The organism is Allobosea sp. AAP35 (assembly GCF_001295925.1).
Classification (GTDB): Bacteria; Pseudomonadota; Alphaproteobacteria; order Rhizobiales; family Beijerinckiaceae; genus Allobosea.
In genome coordinates this window covers 21,721-38,725 of sequence record NZ_LJHQ01000053.1, presented here as the reverse complement: position 1 = coordinate 38,725, position 17,005 = coordinate 21,721, and the positions used below count along the sequence as shown (strand labels likewise).

Below are 17,005 nucleotides of genomic sequence, written 5' to 3'. Positions count from 1 at the left end.
GGATCCGCTCAGCCGGCGAGCGCGGGAAGACGAGAGGCAGACCAAACTCATCCGTGCGGCCTGGCGCGACAGCGGGAAGGTGTACGGCTACCGAAAGCTCCACGACGACCTCGCGGACATGGGCGAGAGCTGCTGTCCGAACCGCATCGCGCGCCTATCGCGGCTCGCCGGCATCCGGGCGCAGATCGGCTACAAGCGTCGTCCCGGCCAATATGGCGGCAAGCCGTCCCTTGCCGTCGACAACACGCTCGATCGCCGGTTCGATGCCGCGGCGCCAGACAAGGCCTGGGTGACCGACATCACCTACATCCGCACCCACGAGGGCTTCGCCTACCTGGCGGTCGTGCTCGACCTCTTCTCGCGCCGCGTCGTCGGATGGTCGATGCAGCCCCGGCAGACGACCAATGTCGTCCTGCAAGCTCTGCTCGCCGCCATCTGGCGGCGCAAACCGAAGGGCCGCGTGCTGGTGCATTCGGATCAGGGCAGCCAGTTTACAAGCCTGGAGTGGGCCTCGTTCCTGAAGCACCACGACATGGAGCCATCCATGCCGGCGGGGCAACTGCCACGACAACGCCGTGGCCGAGAGCTTCTTCAACCTGCTCAAGCGCGAGCGGATCAGGCGCAAGGTCTACCGAACGCGGGATGAGGCGCGGGCCGACGTGTTTGACTAAATCGAGATGTTCTACAATCCGACCCGCAAGCATGTACGAAACGGGATGCTGTCGCCCGTCGAGTTCGAACGCCAGCACAAAGCGCGACCCGAGGGCGTCTAGAAAACTAGGGGCGATTCATATATCAAACTCGTCGTCTTTCCACTTTTGACGCTTCGCGAGCTTCATTAGCCAATGCCCAATCCGTTGATTTTGATCCCCGCTCTCATGCAAGCAACGCGGCTGCCGGGCAAGCCGCTTGCCGACATTTTGGGGGAACCCATGATCGTGAATGTTTGGCGGCGCGCCATTGCAGCGCACATTGATGACGTGGTCGTTGCCACGGATGTTGAGAAAATTTTTGCGGTAATCAAGCAGCAGGTGGCCGGGCGGTCATGACCAGCTCCTCACATCAAACCGGCTCCGACCGGATCAAGGAAGCCGTAGACATCGTCGACCCGAAGAGCCGGCACGATATAATCGTCAATGTCCAGGGGGACTTCCCCACGCTGGCCCCGAGCGCGATCGCCGCCGCCGTAGAGCCGCTTGCGGATCCGTCCGTTGACATCGCAATCCTGGCCGGAGAGATCGCCGCCGAAGACGAAAAATCGTCTCCGAGCGTAGTTAAGTTGATCGGTAGCCACGTGTTGCCGCGGCGCATGAGAGCGCTATATTTTACCAGAGCGGCGGCGCCTTTTGGCGAAGATCCACTTTATCACCATATCGCGCTTCTCGCATACCGGCGCCTCGCTCTTGATCGCTTTGTCATGCTGCGGCAGTCGCCGCTTGAGCTGCGGGAGAAGCTTGAACAATTGCGCGCTCTTGAGCATGGCATGCGAATAGATGCGATGATCATTGACGAGGTCCCCCGCGGCGTGGATATCCCTCCTGATCTGGATAGAGCTCGGGCTGATTTGTTGTCCGAGTCAATTATGCAAAGGATTTAAACTAAGTTGTTGTTATAATTTTAGCCTTGGCCGCCTGCTTTTGATTTTCGGTTGGTGTGTTTTATTAGGGTGCGGACGTGAGCGCGCACGATAGTTCTATTTATTTTAGATAATAGTTTCCATTTTGAATATTCAATATATAATTAGATTTGATTATTGTTAATATCCTATTAAGATGGATGTTATCGACGATGTCAATCTTTGGTGAGATGACCAGCATGTCCGAATTCAAGTTTTCGATTGATAGTTTTGGGTTATGGCGGCGTATTCTTGTCAAGAATCGTGTCTATAAGGCGCTTATAGTCAGATTTGTAATTGGTCGGTATGGTCGTGACAATATTGGATTCATGTGGACAATCGTCGAGCCGATGATGCTCTGCGTCGGTGTTATGATTATTTGGAGCTTAACTAAGGGCGTCGGCTATCATGGCGGCAGTATTGTGGCATTTGTCTTCACAGGATACATGCCTTTAACGCTTTGGCGCCATCAAACTGGATACATGGTCAATATAGGAAAGTCGACAAAATTTCTTACCATATTCCACGACTTGAACGTCATGGATGCCATTCTGTCGCGATTATTTTTGGAATATTTTTCTGTTACTGCTGCATCTTTGGTTGTTTTTGCGTCGTTATATAGTTTTGACTTATTAGATTTTCCTTACAGCCTTAGTGAGGTTGTCAAAGGATGGTTGTTGATGGGAGTCATTTGCTCCTGTTCGGGAATTTTATTTGCTGCATTGAGCGAATTAAGTCATATTATGGAGAGAATCAATGCTCCTCTGCAGTATTTCATTCTTCCGTTTTCTGGATGTTTCTTTATGGTTGAGTGGCTTCCTGATTCAGTCAAAAAATATGCTCTATATATTCCTTTGGTGAACGCTTATGAAATTTTGCGGGGAGGTTTTTATGGCCCAGAATTTCCAACTTATGGTGATTCAGTTTACGTTATTATTTGTTCAATATTGACGGCTGGCTTGGGTTTCTTTATTTTTGAACGTGTCAAGAATAGAATTGATGCCTGATGTATAGATTTAATTTTTGAAACGATTATTATTATCTCGATATTCAATTTTTTACCCTTTTTACTTTCGCTTCAACACGTTAGGCTAGTGATAGATATGCGAGAAGATTTTGTTCCGTGCCACCCAATTCCTTTAAAATACGACCCGAATCTCATTCAGTTGATGGTCACTGCTCGCCGTAACCTCATAGCCGGGTGGACAGAAGCCAATTATAAGGCTGGGCTTGATAGCTTTCGTATCTTTCGTCGGCAGATCGTGATTGTGAACGATCCGGAGTACGTTCGCTATGTAGTGGCCACTCGGCACTCGAATTTCGAGCGCAAAAGCCCCCAAATGCGTCGAGCGCTCGAAGCGCTACTGGGCGATGGGCTTTTCATCAGCGACGGCGAAACCTGGAAGCGCCGCCGGCCGCTTGTGGCTGATATCGTCCACAAGCGCCGCCTGCCCGAGTTCGGTGAGACGATGGAACACGCCGCGCTAGCCGTCGCGGCGGAATGGGCCGAACTCCCGGACGACGCCGAAATCGAGCTGACGGAGGAGATGGGACGCTTGACTGCGGCCATCATTTCGCGAGCCGTATTTGGCAAGAGCATTGCGCGTGTGGCCGCCCAGCAGGTGATCGATGGCTTCAGCGCGTATCAGAAACATACCGATTCCTTCAATCTTGGCTATTTCCTCGGTGCCGATGAAGGCTGGCCCGCGTTTGGTGGCAGGAAGCGGCGCCGAGCCATTGCTATGGTTCATGAGGTGATCGACGGTGTCGTCAACGCACACCTGGCCGGCGAGGGGGATGCGGGTTCGATGGTCGACCTGCTGATCCGTCGAAACCAAAAGAGTGAGAGTGACCCGCTCGACGTGACCGCCTTGCGAAATGAGGCCGCCACCATTTTTATGGCGGGGCACGAAACAACCGCCACGACCCTGACTTGGGCCTGGTACCTCATTGCGAATGCAACCTGGATCGCCGATCGCGTCCATCAGGAGATCGACGCCGTTTGTGGAGCGCGTGCTCCTCGGTTGGCCGATTTCCCTGAGCTGAAGTGGTGCCGGGCGGTCATCCAAGAGACATTGCGCCTGTACCCCCCCGTACCGCTGCTACCCCGCCAAGCGAAAGACGCGGACCGGATCGGCCACATCGACGTCGAGAAGTCGGCACTCGTCATGATCGCGCCGTGGTTGCTGCATCGCTCGCCTGATCTCTGGGACAAGCCAAACCATTTCATGCCCGACCGCTTCCTGTCGGGAGCGCGGATCGACCCCTTCGCCTACATCCCCTTTGCTGTTGGGCCCCGAATCTGCCCCGGCATGAATTTCGGCCTCGACGAAGCGACTTTGTGCCTTGCGATCCTGGCGCAGCGGTTCCAGGTTATCCCGCGCGTAGGCTACAAGGTCGAGCCCGTATGTCGCTTGACGTTACGCCCCAAGGGCGGTTTGCCGGCCACGATCGTGAAGCGATCGCGTGGCGTCGCCGCTTGATGGCGCAGGACCTATGGCAGAGCTTCGAGCGACTGTTGCATCGTGGCCTCCGGCGGCTGCCGGTCGCAGTCGTCTCTGAGATCGGTGCGCGACTGGCATGGCTGAAAATTCGCGTCATCGATCCTGACGTCGCGCGCAAGGCCCGCGCAAACCTGCGGCGGCATCTTCCGCAAGCTTCTGATCGCGAGATCGAAAGACACGTCTGGCGCTTCGTCGCGAATGTCGGTCGCTTGATGGCTGAGTTTACGGTTCTCCACCGGTTCGATCCGGCACGACATATGGAGTTCGTCGGTGCCGATGAGGCGAGGGCCGATGTCGGGCAGGTGCCCACCATCGCGCTTTGCCTGCATTTGGGGAACTGGGAGGTCCTGGCTGCGGGACTGAAGTCGATCGGCATTCCGGTCGCGTCGGTTGCCGAGGTTCCTACCAAGGAGCTCCACCGGGAGGTCGCGACCGCAACCCGCAAAGATTTGGATGTGGAGATCCTGACGCCCGATCGCAGCGGCCTGCTGCGCGTTATGTCGATTCTCAAAGCCAAGGGCGTCGTAGCGCTCTTCGCCGACGAGAAGCGCAACGGCAACATGATGGCGCCTCTTTTTGGCCGGCGGACCCATGTCCAAGGGAACCTCGCCTTGGCAGCGAGACTGGCGCGGCATACCAACGCGCAGCTGATCATCGCGTACTGCGAGCGCATCGACAAAACGCGGTTCCGGTTGAACTTCCACCGACCGATCCGGCTCAATGCCGTTGTGGGAGACGCTCATGCCGATGTTGCGTACCTTAATGACCTCATCGAACCGATCGTCCGACGTCACCTCGATCAGTGGTATTATCTCGACGATGCGATCGAGCCGATCGCATGATCACGGTCAGCGCGGGGGCAAATGAGGCCGTCTGAGCCAACGAGCTGCAGCGTCAAGATCGCGGTCATCTCTGGCGGCTCCAGTGGTATCGGGCTGGCCTGCGCCCGCGTCCTGCTTAAGCGCGGCTACAGAGTTGTTCTACTGGCGCGCGACCTCGACCGTCTTCTGTCCGCCCAGCGCGAATTGGAGCGCCATCACGCCACGTTCGTCGAGATCCTGCCGCTCGACGTGACCGACGCCCGTGCAACGCAGACCGCGATCACTCACATTCAAGAGAGATGGCAACGCATCGACTGGCTCATTACCTCAGCCGGCATGGTCGAACCAGGCCTGTTCCGTGATCTCGACCTGCAAGCTCACCGCTTGCAAATGGAGACCAATTACTTCGGATCCTTGTATCTCATCCAGGCTGCCGTCCCGCTGATGGCCAGCACCGGCGGTGGGCGCATCACGCTGGTCGCCTCGGGTGCGGCCTTCATCGGGATCGCTGGCTACAGCGGCTATGCTCCGAGCAAGTTTGCAATCCGGGCACTGGGCGAGATCCTCCGTTTGGAGTTGGGCTGCGACCAGATCGCCGTCAGCGTCGCGTTCCCACCCGATACCGACACGCCGCAACTTGCGAACGAGCGACCCAAGCGCCCAGGTGTCACCCGCCTGATTGCCGGACAGGGAGGCACGATGACAGCGCAACGCGTAGCCGAATCGATGATCTCGCAGGCACGGCGAGGTGCCTTCATGCTGACGCCTTCAAAAGCGATGGCTCTTCTGGCTTGTTTTTCCAGTCTGTACAGGCCGGTCCTAGCGTGGCAGCAACGTCGCTACCTCAGGCGCAGTGTGAGCGACCTCGATCCGCATTGAGGTCGGACGGGGCGACGTCATCCCGAGTGCGGCAAACCGATTAGACACGGCAGGTCATGATCTACATCAGCTATGGGATGACGAAGTCGGCCAGTACATTCCTCTACCAGATGACGGAAGAGGTCTTCAAAGCCTCCGGAAGGCCTGTTTTGCGGCTTGGTGAGCCGTTTCGGCGCTTCGATTCGCTGGAGAACTACTTCAACGTGGTTGACCACGATCTCTTGCAGCGCATCATGCAACATGTGGGTCCCGCCGATATCGTGTTGAAGACGCACGGACCACCGGGTCATGACATCGTGAATCTCGTGGCCAATCAAGAGATCTTGGCAAGTGCTTCAATCCGCGATCCGCGTGAAGTCGCACTCTCGATGATCGATCATGGAGCCCGGGCACGCCGGTGGCGAAACGTGCCCTTTTCGGAATTCGTCACTGTCGCCGATACGTTCGACGCTCTTGACCTTCAGGTTGGATTTTTCGAGGCGTGGGCCACCATCGAACCAGTCAAGGTCTTCACCTATAACGAGATTTGCTACGATAGTGCTGGCGTGATCGAGGCCATTGCTCAACAAATTGGCGCGGCTGTCGATGTTGAGCGTGTCCTGAGCCGTTTTCGTAGCAAGGGCGCTATTGGCCAATTCAGCAAGGGTAAAGCACTGCGTTATTCTGAAATGAGTGCGACTGACCAGGGCCTCTTCTTGGAGCGATATGCGCCGCTATACGCGCGATTTGCCTTCGATACTGAAAAAGCGCGCCACGTTGCTGCGCTCCAGGTGGACAAGACGCTACGGCCATCAGGCGAGTTAGCTCAGCATATCATCAACTTTCGCCGCCGGTTTGGAATCTAACCGTCGGAGCGTGCGTCGACTTTGGGAGTCTCATCAGCCCAGGACGCGATCGTAGACCTCTTTGACGCGCTCGGCATGGCGAGCGGGTGAAAAGAATGTCGCCCGCCGTCGCCCCCGCTCAATCAAGTCCCGTCGCAGACCCTCATCGGCATCCAAGGCCCTGATGGCGTCACGGATGGTTTCGGCCCTATAGGGATCGACCAGGAGCGCGGCATCCTCGGCGACTTCAGGAAGCGAACTCGTATTTGAGGTGATCACGGGCGTGCCCAGCAGCATCGCTTCGAGGATCGGGAGGCCGAAGCCTTCGTACAGGGACGGCAGCAGGACGGCGCGCGCGCCCCGGATCAAGTTGAATAAGGCCGCCTGTGGCACATAAGGCAAGCGCTGGACACGACGTTCGGCCTTGATGAGCGATCCGTCGAAGCGCCAGCTGCGCAAGCGCTCATCCTCGATCGCCTCGACATCCCGCTCATACTGCCAGCCCAAGCCTCCGACCAGCACCAGCGGGTGTTTTGTTCCAGAGGAAGCGAACGCCTCAACAATGCGCGAGATGTTCTTCTTCGGCTCGACGGCGCCGAGAAACAGGAAATACTCCCTGAACCCGAGCCCGTAGCGGTTCTCGATGTCGCGCGCGACCTCATCGTCGGACGCCGATAAGGCTGCCTCGGGAACGGCGACGGACTGCCATGTGTTCGTAATACGATCATCGGAAATATCGAAGAAGGCCTGGACGTCGCGTTTGGTGAACTCCGACACGGTGACGATGTGATCGGCCTTTCGCGTCAGCGTCTTGATGATGTTGTAGAAGTACTTTTTGTTGTCGAGCGTGGCGTAAGGCAGCCGCAAGGGCACGATGTCGTGGATGGTGTAGACGTTGGCTGCGCCCTTCACATAAGCCGGCGTTGGTCTCGTGACGTGAAAAAGGTCCTGGCGTCCCTCGGGCCGGACGGCCATCCGGCTCCCGTACCGATTGAAGTGGAGAAAGGCGCGCTCCCAGAGCCTGACAGCGCCTTGAACGGGATGCCGCGGTCCACTGGCCGTCCCAGAAGACGGGTCGAGGACGATGCGCGGCGTTGGAAGGCGCTGTGCCTTCGCGCCCGCCGGCACACCGAAGGTCCAGTCAATCGCCCGGTTGACCATCAGGACGGGATCGATGGCATTGGGGTCCTTCACGTCGTTGAGCACGACTTCGGATAGCAGGGCGTCACGCCGGTTGAGAGGCCGATCGATCCCGATCAGAAGCTCGACCTGGTGGCCCATCGCGCCCGCCGTGCTGGCGAGATTGCGGGCATACGTCGCAATGCCCGTGCCCTGCTTGAGTGTGGTGGCGTGGGCTTCGATCAACAGCGTCTTCGGCACAGCGTTTGTCCTGATCTTTTTGTTCGCGCGGTTGATTGGCCTACCCCCCGCGGCTGGCGTCGTCCTCGTTTCGCGCCTGCTCAGGTTGCGAGAGGAGGGCAAGCTAACGGTGGAGCATCTGCTTCAGGGAAAGATCGCCCAGCGCCGTGACCTCGTCGGCGAGGATCGCGACGGCGGCGTCGATCTGCTCATCGGTATGGGTGGCATTGATGAAGAATCGCAAACGCGCCGACTTTTCGGGCACACCCGGCGGGACAATGGGGAAGGCATTGACGCCGCGCTTCAAAAGGCGTTCGGCCAGGGTAATCGTGGGAACCGTCTCACCCATGATGATCGGAACGACACCGAACCCCCAGCACTCGCCGGTATCGAGTCCGGCTTTGCGGGCGCCTTCGCGAAAGCGCTGCGATTGCCGCTGCAGCGAGGCCACCCGCTGCGGCTCACGAAGCATCAGGTCGAGCGCAACCGTCGCGGCCACCGCATTCGTTGCCGGCATGCCGACGCTGTAGACGAAGCCCGGTGCGTGGTGCTTCAGCAAATCAATGGCTGCCGCAGACCCCGCCACATAGCCACCGCAGCTGACGAGTGACTTCGACAACGTTCCCAGCCACAGATCGACGCCCTGTGGCGAGACAGATTGGTGTTCGAAGATGCCGCGTCCACTGGCTCCAAGCACGCCCAGTCCATGGGCGTCATCGATCATCAGCCAGCAGCCATAGGTGGCCTTGAGCGCGATCAGCTGGGCGAGATCCGGCCCGTCTCCATCCATGGAGAAGAGGCCCTCGCTGATAATCATGACACGGTCGAAGCGATGCCGCTCGGCCGCCAGAATCGCCTCGAGAGCCTCGAGATCATTGTGCGGGAAGGGACGACGCGCGCTTCCGGCCAGCTGAGCGCCGACGACGACGCAGTTGTGGATCAAGGTGTCGTGCAGGATGAGATCCTTGGGACCCATCAAGGTTGCGACGGTCGAGACGGCTCCCGCATGCCCCGATACATAGGCAATACAATCATCCGCCTCGTAGAGCCGGGCGAGCGCGCTTTCCAGCGCATGATGGACCGGGCGTTCGCCTGCGGTGATCCGGCTGGCCGAGACCGAACTGCCGTAAGCCTCTAGCGCTTGGCCGACCGCTGCAGCAATCTCAGGATGCCCATTGAGGCCGAGATAATCGTACGAAGCGAAATTGATGACCTCCTGCCCGTCGACCCTGGACATCGCGCCGGCCTTGGCATCGTGGAGGCGGTAATAGGGGTTCTGGAGCTTCGCGAACTCGGCGAAGCTGCGTTGGAAAACCATCTGCTGGTACAAAGGATGGTCTTCGAAAGCCGTGCTGACGCGGGGGCGCGCCGCGGTGGGTTTGAGCTTAGGCTTGGCAGCGGGCATCGCGCTCGGCGCCTCACTCATGCGCGAGAGCAGGTCCGCCAAGGCGTCGTCGGTCAAGGGGCGATGATCGGTGCTCATTCGGCAGCATCATGGCTGGGCCGGCGCACCATGGCTGCGATCTGGCTCGCCTGTTCGGTGGTGAGATCCATGGTCGTATGGGCGGTGGCCAACTGAATGATCGTCGCTTGAAGGGGTTCGGGGGTATCTTGACTGCTGCTTCCCTCTGCCTGCCCCATCTGGTCGACAATGGAACCCGCCAGATCGCGAAGATTGCGGTCGCCCGCGCCGACGACGGCCATCTGGACACCGAGCGATTGCTCCAGCGCCATGTGCAATTCGAGCGCCATCAGCGAATCGAGCCCGAGATCGGCCAGGGGACGCGTCAGATCGACCTGGGTTTCGGGCATCCGGAGAATGTCTCCGACTTCGCGCTTCAGGACACCGATCACGATCGCGATCGCCTCGTCGCGCGACTTGCCCTGGAGGAGGGCGCCGATGTCTTCAGCCTGGCCAGACCGTTGATCGCCGCCTTGATGCGCGAGATCCATGAAGGTCGGGCTCTTCAGCAGAGCGAGCTTGTCCGATCCGGCTCCGGGTGAGAGGCCCGCATAGAACTGGACCGGATCGACGGCAGGACCGAGAGCCAGGAGACGGCCAAGATGGGCGAGCGCCTCGAAGGATCGCAACGGAACGACACCTGTTGTCCGGCGCAGCCGCTGTCCAAGCTGCTTGTCGCGAGCGATCAGCCCGACATCGGCCAGGGCGCCCCAGCCGATGGCCAGGCCGGGTTGGCCCTTGCGGCGACGGGCTCGCATGAATCCTTCCAGGAAGCCGTTCGCGGCGACATAAGCGCCCTGGCCGGGGCTACCGATCAACGTGGTCGCCGAGGAGTAGGCGACAAAAATGTCGAGGGGCTGATCCTCGGTCGCGTCCGCCAGGTTGATCAGGCCGTCGACTTTCGTCCGCAACACGGCCTGTAAGCGATCGGATGTCAGATTGCTGATCAGGCCGTCGTCGAGATGAACGGCCGCATGGATGACGCCGCTGACAGGTCCATGCTTCGCGATCAAGGACCGCACGACAGCCTTCGCCGCGGCTCCATTGCCGACGTCGACGGCCTGGAGGATGATCTTCGTCCCGTTGGCACGCAGATGGTCGAGCGCCGGTTGAAGCTCAGGCTCGACGCCGCCGCGGCGCGACAGCAGGGCGATCTGGCTCGCCCCTTGGGCCGCCAGCCACTGCGCGGTAGCAAAGCCAAGACCGCTCGTGCCGCCGGCGATCAAATATAGCCCCGGCTTGGGCCGGTAGACCGCTGCTGCGAGATCGGTCCTGGCCTGGCGGGGCGGCCGGATCACGATCTTCCCGATGTGCTCCGACGCCTGCATCGTGCGGAAAGCCAGCCCGACCTCATGGTCGGCGTAGCTACGATAGGGGAGGGGGCGCAGCTGCTGCTTGGCGAACGCCTGGGCAAGCGCGTCCATCATCTCGCGCACCAGCGCGGGATCGGCGGCCAGAAGTTCGTCGAGGTCGACGCCGCTATAGGCGATGTTGCGCAGGAATGGACGCAGCGCCAGTTGCGTGTTGTCGAGGAAGTCGCGCTTGCCGAGTTCGAGGAACCGCCCAAACGGCTTCAACAGGCGAAAGCTCGCCAGCATGGCCGGACCCGCGAGCGAGTTCAAGACCAGATCGACCTGCCCGTACTGCTTGGAGATCTCGCCCGCGAACCGCTCATGACGGGATTCGAAGACCGCCTCGGCGCCGCCTGACAAGGCGATCGCACGACGGGCCGGTGTGCTCGCCGTTCCCAGAGCGCGCGCGCCTCGATGGGTCGCGATCTGAAGAGCTGCGAGGCCCACGCCGCCGGCCGCACCATGGATCAGAACGGTTTCTCCAGCGTGCAGTCGGCCGCGTTCGACCAGGGCATACCAGGCGGTCGAGAAGGCGACGGGAATGGTTGCGGCCGCCTCGAGATCGACCCCATCCGGGACAGGAAAGAAGTACCAGTCCGGGCAGACGACATGGGACGCGAATGCTCCCGCGGCGAAGCCCATGACACGGTCACCCACCCGCAAGCGGCTGACACCGGCGCCCACGCGGCTGACAATCCCCGAGCACTCGAATCCGAGTGCCGCCTGGGTCAAACCGGCGCCCAACAGGTCATCGTCAAGCAGCCCCAGGCCAACCATGATGTCGCGATAGTTCAGGCCGGAGGCTGCCACCTCGACCTCGACCTCACCGGCTTGGGGCTCGATCCGCGGCTTGGACAGCCATTCGAAGCCATCGAGCCCCCCGCCATCGGCAAACTGGAGAACAGCACGGTGCTCTGGCGACAGGGGAGCGTCGCGGGCAATCGAGCGATGGATCCGATTGATCGAGAGCCCCGCCTCGTCGGCTTGCCACACTCGTTCGCCGTGCTCGCCATCCAGCACAGGCGTAAGGTCAATGTCGCCGCCCGTAGCCGTCAGCATCACCAGACGAATGTCGAGATCTGGAAACTCATTGATCGCGACCCGCACGAACGCAGCCAGTCCCGCCTGGTCTCCCGCGGCGCGAACGTCGGCCTCCTCCGACGGCACCAGCACGACGATACGGCAGACGTAGTCTGCCGCCGCCAATCGGATCAGAAGTCGCGAGAGTGAACTCAGGCGCTCGGCGACCTGGCTCCCTGCATCGGCGTCGGCTGCTGCCGATGACAGCACGAGCCGCACGGGCTCCGGCGTCGGTCGGGATGCCAGCCAGTCGATGATGTCATCGGCACGGTCCCAGCTGAAGGTCTCGGCTGCAACCAGTCCACAGCGGCGTTGGATGGCCGTGGCGTCGTCGCCTGTAATGAAGGCGGTAGCTGTCTCGGAACGCGTCCGCATGGCTGGCCGCATCGCCGCACGCGCCTGGATGACCGTGAGGAGGCCACCAACGACGTCCTGCCGGTCGATGGCGCTGGCACCTGACACCTTGAGGCGCCGGATGATGGCGTCGTCGTCGCCTTGCTCGCGATCATCCCCCCCCGACAGGGGATGGCTCGCCGCTATCAGAAAGTGGAGGTGCGGGTCCGACTGCGGCTGAACGAAGAGGATCGGCGCGTGAGAGGCGAGCTGCCCTAACGCGCCTTCCAAGGCTGCTTCGTGAGAGGTGCGCTGCTGCGAATGGGGCATCGCGACACCGATCAGGGCATCGTATGGAAAAGCTGCGGGGTCGGTCGGCCCGGTCGAGACGACGCTGTCGAAGAGACTGCCCACGCCAGGAATGTGCTTGTGTTCATCGGCATGACCCGCATGTGCAAAAACAAGCGTCACCGCCGCCTGGCCAGCTCTAACAGCCTGCGTCAGGGTCTGCGCCAGACCGCTATTCCAGTCCCCGAAGACGAGAAGTCGCAAGGGGCGGTGCGCGGCCTCCTGCCATGCCGAAACGCGAGTCGACACCAGCATCGCCAGTTGGGACGACAGGTCCAGCAGGCTCCACGAATCGGCCGAAGGCGAGGCTATCGGCTTGGTGCCGGGGAGGCCGGTGCGCAGGAAGGGACCGGCTTGGGTGAGCGCCATCGCCGCCAGTCGCAACTCTCGGTTGGCGGCGGGGAAGCGTTGCTGCAGGGTGGCCAGCAGAGCGTGCGGGGAGGGGAGAGCAAAATCCCGAGACAGCCGGGTGCCGTCTGCAGAAGCGGCCAGGCCGCCGGCCACGTCGAGGATATCGCGCGCCCGCTCGAGAAGCGGCAACGCCGGGGCGGCCACGCGCCCTGCCGACATCGCGGTCTCGAACGAGACATCGTACCCCAGAACATCGGCCCATGCCTGATGAGCCGTCGAGAGCGCCAAGGCGCGCATGAGGAGGGGTAATGGCCCTGACGACGCGGCCTCTCGTTCCTCGGCGGCAAGGTTCGGGGCCCCGTCCGGGAGGCTGATGGGATGGACGGGCAGATACTTCGCGCGGAAGGTCCGCTCGAGCATGATCGGCTTGACCAGATGGACCGAGCGCAAGACGGCTGCATCAATGGCGGCGACCAGAGACCCGGTCTCGTCCAGGAGCGCGACAGACAATGACTTGAAGCGCTGGGTCTCCCGCTGCAGTTTCGTGACCGAGCGCGTGATCGCCCCGCCCGGCTGCCAGACGCGAATGCGGCGGAAGCGGATCGGCAAATGAGCCTTGCGTTCCCCGTCGCGCTGCGGTCGCGCCAGGAAAAGGCCGTGAAAGCTGCTGTCGAGCGAGACGGGGTGCAGCACGTGGGCGTCATCGTAGGCCCCGGTCCCGCCTTGCGGGACGATGAGGCTGCTTTCGCCGACCGTTTCATCGCGCCATGTCGCTTGCACGGCCTGGAAGTGGGGGCCGTAATCAAGGCCGCCCCGTCCTGCGGCCGCATAGATCTCCGCCGCTTCGTTGAAGATCGGATCGATCACCTGCGGGAGCGTCTCGCGCACGTCCCGGCCATCATCCGCGAGCGTAATGAGGACGCCCTTTGCATGCAGGATCCATTCATCACTGTCAGCAAAGCGACGGCGGCTCCAGACCTCGATGCCGTGCGTCGGCGCTGTATAGCGGGTCGAGACCTCCCGCGTCTCATCGTCGCCGAACGTCATCGCCTTGGTGATGTCGAACTCGACGATCTCAAGGGGCACCGAGCCGAACAGTTCCCGTCCGGCTGCCAAAGCGATCTCGATCAGCCCGGCCGCCGGCATGACGACGCCGCCATCGACGCGGTGGTCGCTCAGATATGGCACGAGAACGGTGTCGAGAAGGCTACGCCACTCGGGAGAACCGTCAGACAGCCGCGCCCCGAGCAAGGGATGAAGGGGTGTGCTGTCGATCAGTCGCCCATGGGACGTGAGCGCCTCATGGGTGCCCTCGAAGTGAAAGCTCGCCCGCTGGAAGGGATAGGGCGGCAAGGCGTGGACGGTCTCGAGCGGCTCGCCGAACAGAACAGATCGATCGTGGTCGACGTCATGAACGGCCAGTCTGGCGATCATCGCACCGATCGGATCGGACATCACGGTCGAGCCGGCAGGCAAGCTCTGCAAAACGGCATGAGCACGTCCCGAGGCCTTCAGACCGTCAGTAATCGGGCCGATCAGGATCGGACGTGGGGACACTTCGATGAAGGCCGGCTGATCATGGGCAGTGACAGCGGCTTCGAGGGCTTGCGCAAAGCGAACCGGCTGGCGGATGTTTTGCCACCAGTAATGCTGATCCATCTCGTCCCCGGCCAGAACGCTGCCCGTGACCGTGGAATAAAACGGGACACCCGGGAGATCGGCCTTCAGCTCTCCCAAATCGCCGAGCAGGGCTTCGCGAACCCGCTCAAGCGCACGCGAATGGAAGGGGTAATCGACCTGCAGGGGAACGCTCGCGATCCGCTGCTTGCGCGCAAGCCGTGCCAACGCCTCAAGCTGCTTGCCCGGACCCGAGACGGTCGTCGATGTGGCGCTGTTGTAGGCGGCGATATCCACCTCAGACAGCGCCGCGTGCTGCAGCCATTCCTCAACTTTAGCGGCATCGGCCGCAACGACCAGCATGCGGCCTTCGCCGCGCACCGCCTCCTGATGGAGGCTGCGCCTGTGCATTATGAAGAGGGCTGCCGAGCGGGTCAGCAGACCGCTTGCCTCGGCTGCGGCAATCTCGCCGACGCTGTGCCCCAGCACCCCGGCTGGCTGAACGCCATGATCCCTCAAGACGGCGGTCAACGCCGACTGGACGGCGAAAATCAAGGGCTGAGCGATGCTCGTGCGCGCAAGGTCTTCGCTCGGCGTTCCCTCACGCAGCCGCTCAGCGATCGACCATCCGGCAATGTCCTTGTAGCGCCTGTCGATGTCGTCCACTTCATGCCGAAACAAGGCGTTGCTGCGATAAGCGGCCACGCCCATTTGCTCAAACTGGGCGCCGTTGCCGCTGTAGACGAAGATCGTCGCGCGGGGCCTCTCGTGGACGACCGCTGTCGCGCCGTTCTCATTCACGTCACCGCTACGGGCAAAGCGACGCAAGGCCGTGACGACACCGCTCGCCGGCCCCACGTCTGACGACAGTGTAACGGCCAGCCTGTGAGCCATCCGGTCTTGCTGATGTGCTATGGCGGCAGCGACGGTCGCCGCAGGCTGGCCGGCTGCGATGACCTCGGCCATCTGCCCAGAACGGATCCTCAAAGCCGCTTCGGTGGCCGCCGAAAGCAGAAGGACGTTCGCGCGAGCGCTCTCTTGGGCCGTCATCGATTGGGCCGGCACCAATCGATGCGGCGCCGAACGGAGGATGGCGTGCCCATTGGTCCCGCCGAAGCCGTAATTGCAAATGCCGGCGAAACGGTCACCACTCCTGTCACTGAGCGTCAGTGCTTTCGTCACGGGGGCGAGATTGAGCTCCGTGAAGGGGATCGCGGAATTCGGCTCGTCGGTGAAGAGCGATCGCGGGACGATCCCGTGCTCCAGGGCCAGGCTTGCCTTCAGCAAACTCGCCAGGCCTGACGCGGCCTCGAGGTGACCGACATTGGATTTGACGGATCCGATCGGGAGCGGCATCGCCCGGCGCTGCCCTAGCGCTCGCCCGATCGCAGCGGCTTCGATAGGGTCTCCGATCTTCGTGCCCGTCCCGTGAGCCTCTACGAAGCTGAGTTTGTCCGGGTCGAGGCCAACGCTGCGGTGAACCGTCTCGATCAGTTGCTGCTGTGAGGCTTGGGACGGTAGGGAAATGCCATTCGTGCGCCCGTCCGAATTGGTCCCCGCCGCGACCACGACGCTGCGAATGCGGCGGCGATCAGCGATCGCCTCAGGCTCCCTCTGGAGGATCAAAACGACCGCTCCCTCGGACCGCACATAACCATCGGCGGCTTCTGCGAAGGGCCGGCAGAGTCCGGTCGGAGACAGCATCCGCGCCTGGGAAAAGCCGATGAAAGGTACCGGCGACAACAGCATGTTGACGCCGCCGACGATCGCCATCTCGACATCGCCGGCTTGCAGCGCTGCCACCGCCTGTGCGAGCGCAACGAAGGAGGAGGAGCAGGCCGCATCGGCCGTGAAGCTCGGCCCCTTGAGATCGAACACATAGGAGATGCGGTTGGCCAGGATCGACAGAGCGTTCCCAGTCATGAAGTGGCTGCCGATCACGGCGGGATCAAAAGCACCGACGCTTTGATAGTCCGCCAGGGATGCACCGACATAAACGCCGATGTTGCGGCCGGACAAAGCCGAGGGCGGCAGACCAGCATCCTCGCAGGCGCGCCACGTCGCCGTGAGCAACAGGCGCTGCTGCGGGTCCATCTGTTGGGCTTCGCGGGGCGAGATGTTGAAGGGCGCAGGATCGAATCCGAAGGCATCGTCGAGATATCCGCCGGCGAAACTGTAGGCAAAGCCGGGCGCGGGCTCGCCAGGGCGCAGGAAGCGTTCGACATTCCAGCGACCTCGGGGACGCGCAGAAATTGCGTTCCGTTCGCCCTGCATCAAGTCCCACAAGCCCGCAGGCGTGTCGGCTCCCGGCAGGAGGCACGATGCGCCAATAATGGCAGCATCTGTAGCGGACAATCGGGTGCTAACCGGCATAGACCTCAGAAACTCTGACCAACAGGACAACTACGGCCCCCATGCGCGGTGAAATTGTGCCGCGAATGTTCATGAAGCTGGTAGGGG

The 17,005-nt window shown here is 61.3% G+C and carries 8 protein-coding genes and 2 pseudogenes; 7 read left to right on the top strand and 3 right to left on the bottom strand.

The window, feature by feature from the left end; translation table 11 throughout:
* From IP69_RS17190 to IP69_RS17165, 7 genes and pseudogenes are all read left to right on the top strand, one after another.
* A pseudogene (locus IP69_RS17190) lies at positions 1-773 on the top strand (IS3 family transposase); the annotation flags it as partial.
* Between the two features lie 72 nt (positions 774-845).
* Positions 846-1,597 (top strand): annotated as a pseudogene (locus IP69_RS17185) (3-deoxy-manno-octulosonate cytidylyltransferase).
* Between the two features lie 218 nt (positions 1,598-1,815).
* Positions 1,816-2,622, top strand: a complete 807-nt coding sequence (locus IP69_RS21545) for an ABC transporter permease (RefSeq protein WP_197279929.1) — start codon at positions 1,816-1,818, stop codon at positions 2,620-2,622.
* Between the two features lie 96 nt (positions 2,623-2,718).
* Positions 2,719-4,098, top strand: a complete 1,380-nt coding sequence (locus tag IP69_RS17180) for a cytochrome P450 (protein WP_197279928.1) — start codon at positions 2,719-2,721, stop codon at positions 4,096-4,098.
* Entirely contained in the window at positions 4,023-4,961 is a 939-nt protein-coding gene (locus IP69_RS17175; RefSeq protein WP_082359423.1) for a hypothetical protein, read from the top strand. The genes IP69_RS17180 and IP69_RS17175 overlap by 76 nt, the downstream gene beginning before the upstream one ends.
* A gap of 21 nt (positions 4,962-4,982) precedes the next feature.
* Complete coding sequence (locus IP69_RS17170; RefSeq protein WP_054144061.1) at positions 4,983-5,819, top strand: SDR family NAD(P)-dependent oxidoreductase; 837 nt, start codon at positions 4,983-4,985, stop codon at positions 5,817-5,819.
* Positions 5,820-5,875: 56 nt separating this feature from the next.
* Entirely contained in the window at positions 5,876-6,664 is a 789-nt protein-coding gene (locus IP69_RS17165; RefSeq protein ID WP_054144060.1) for a hypothetical protein, read from the top strand.
* 33 nt (positions 6,665-6,697) lie between these two features.
* On the opposite strand, the gene IP69_RS17160 is transcribed toward IP69_RS17165, so the two are convergent.
* The 3 genes from IP69_RS17160 to IP69_RS17150 form a co-directional block, all read right to left on the bottom strand.
* Positions 6,698-8,023: a glycosyltransferase family 1 protein gene (locus IP69_RS17160; protein WP_054144059.1), complete on the bottom strand. Its 1,326-nt coding sequence runs from the start codon at positions 8,021-8,023 to the stop codon at positions 6,698-6,700.
* 103 nt (positions 8,024-8,126) lie between these two features.
* On the bottom strand, positions 8,127-9,464 hold the full coding sequence (locus IP69_RS17155; RefSeq protein ID WP_248306873.1) for an aminotransferase class I/II-fold pyridoxal phosphate-dependent enzyme: 1,338 nt from the start codon (positions 9,462-9,464) through the stop codon (positions 8,127-8,129).
* Between the two features lie 17 nt (positions 9,465-9,481).
* Entirely contained in the window at positions 9,482-16,918 is a 7,437-nt protein-coding gene (locus IP69_RS17150) for a type I polyketide synthase (RefSeq protein WP_082359421.1), read from the bottom strand.
* Positions 16,919-17,005 lie beyond the last annotated feature (87 nt).

What these genes read in the sequence shown, in the direction of transcription:
- IP69_RS21545 (WP_197279929.1), top strand. Translation starts at nt 1,816, where the DNA reads ATGTCCGAATTCAAGTTTTCGATTGATAGTTTTGGGTTATGGCGGCGT.
- IP69_RS17150 (WP_082359421.1), bottom strand. Translation starts at nt 16,918, where the DNA reads ATGCCGGTTAGCACCCGATTGTCCGCTACAGATGCTGCCATTATTGGC.
- IP69_RS17165 (WP_054144060.1), top strand. Translation starts at nt 5,876, where the DNA reads ATGATCTACATCAGCTATGGGATGACGAAGTCGGCCAGTACATTCCTC.
- IP69_RS17180 (WP_197279928.1), top strand. Translation starts at nt 2,719, where the DNA reads ATGCGAGAAGATTTTGTTCCGTGCCACCCAATTCCTTTAAAATACGAC.
- IP69_RS17175 (WP_082359423.1), top strand. Translation starts at nt 4,023, where the DNA reads ATGTCGCTTGACGTTACGCCCCAAGGGCGGTTTGCCGGCCACGATCGT.
- IP69_RS17170 (WP_054144061.1), top strand. Translation starts at nt 4,983, where the DNA reads ATGAGGCCGTCTGAGCCAACGAGCTGCAGCGTCAAGATCGCGGTCATC.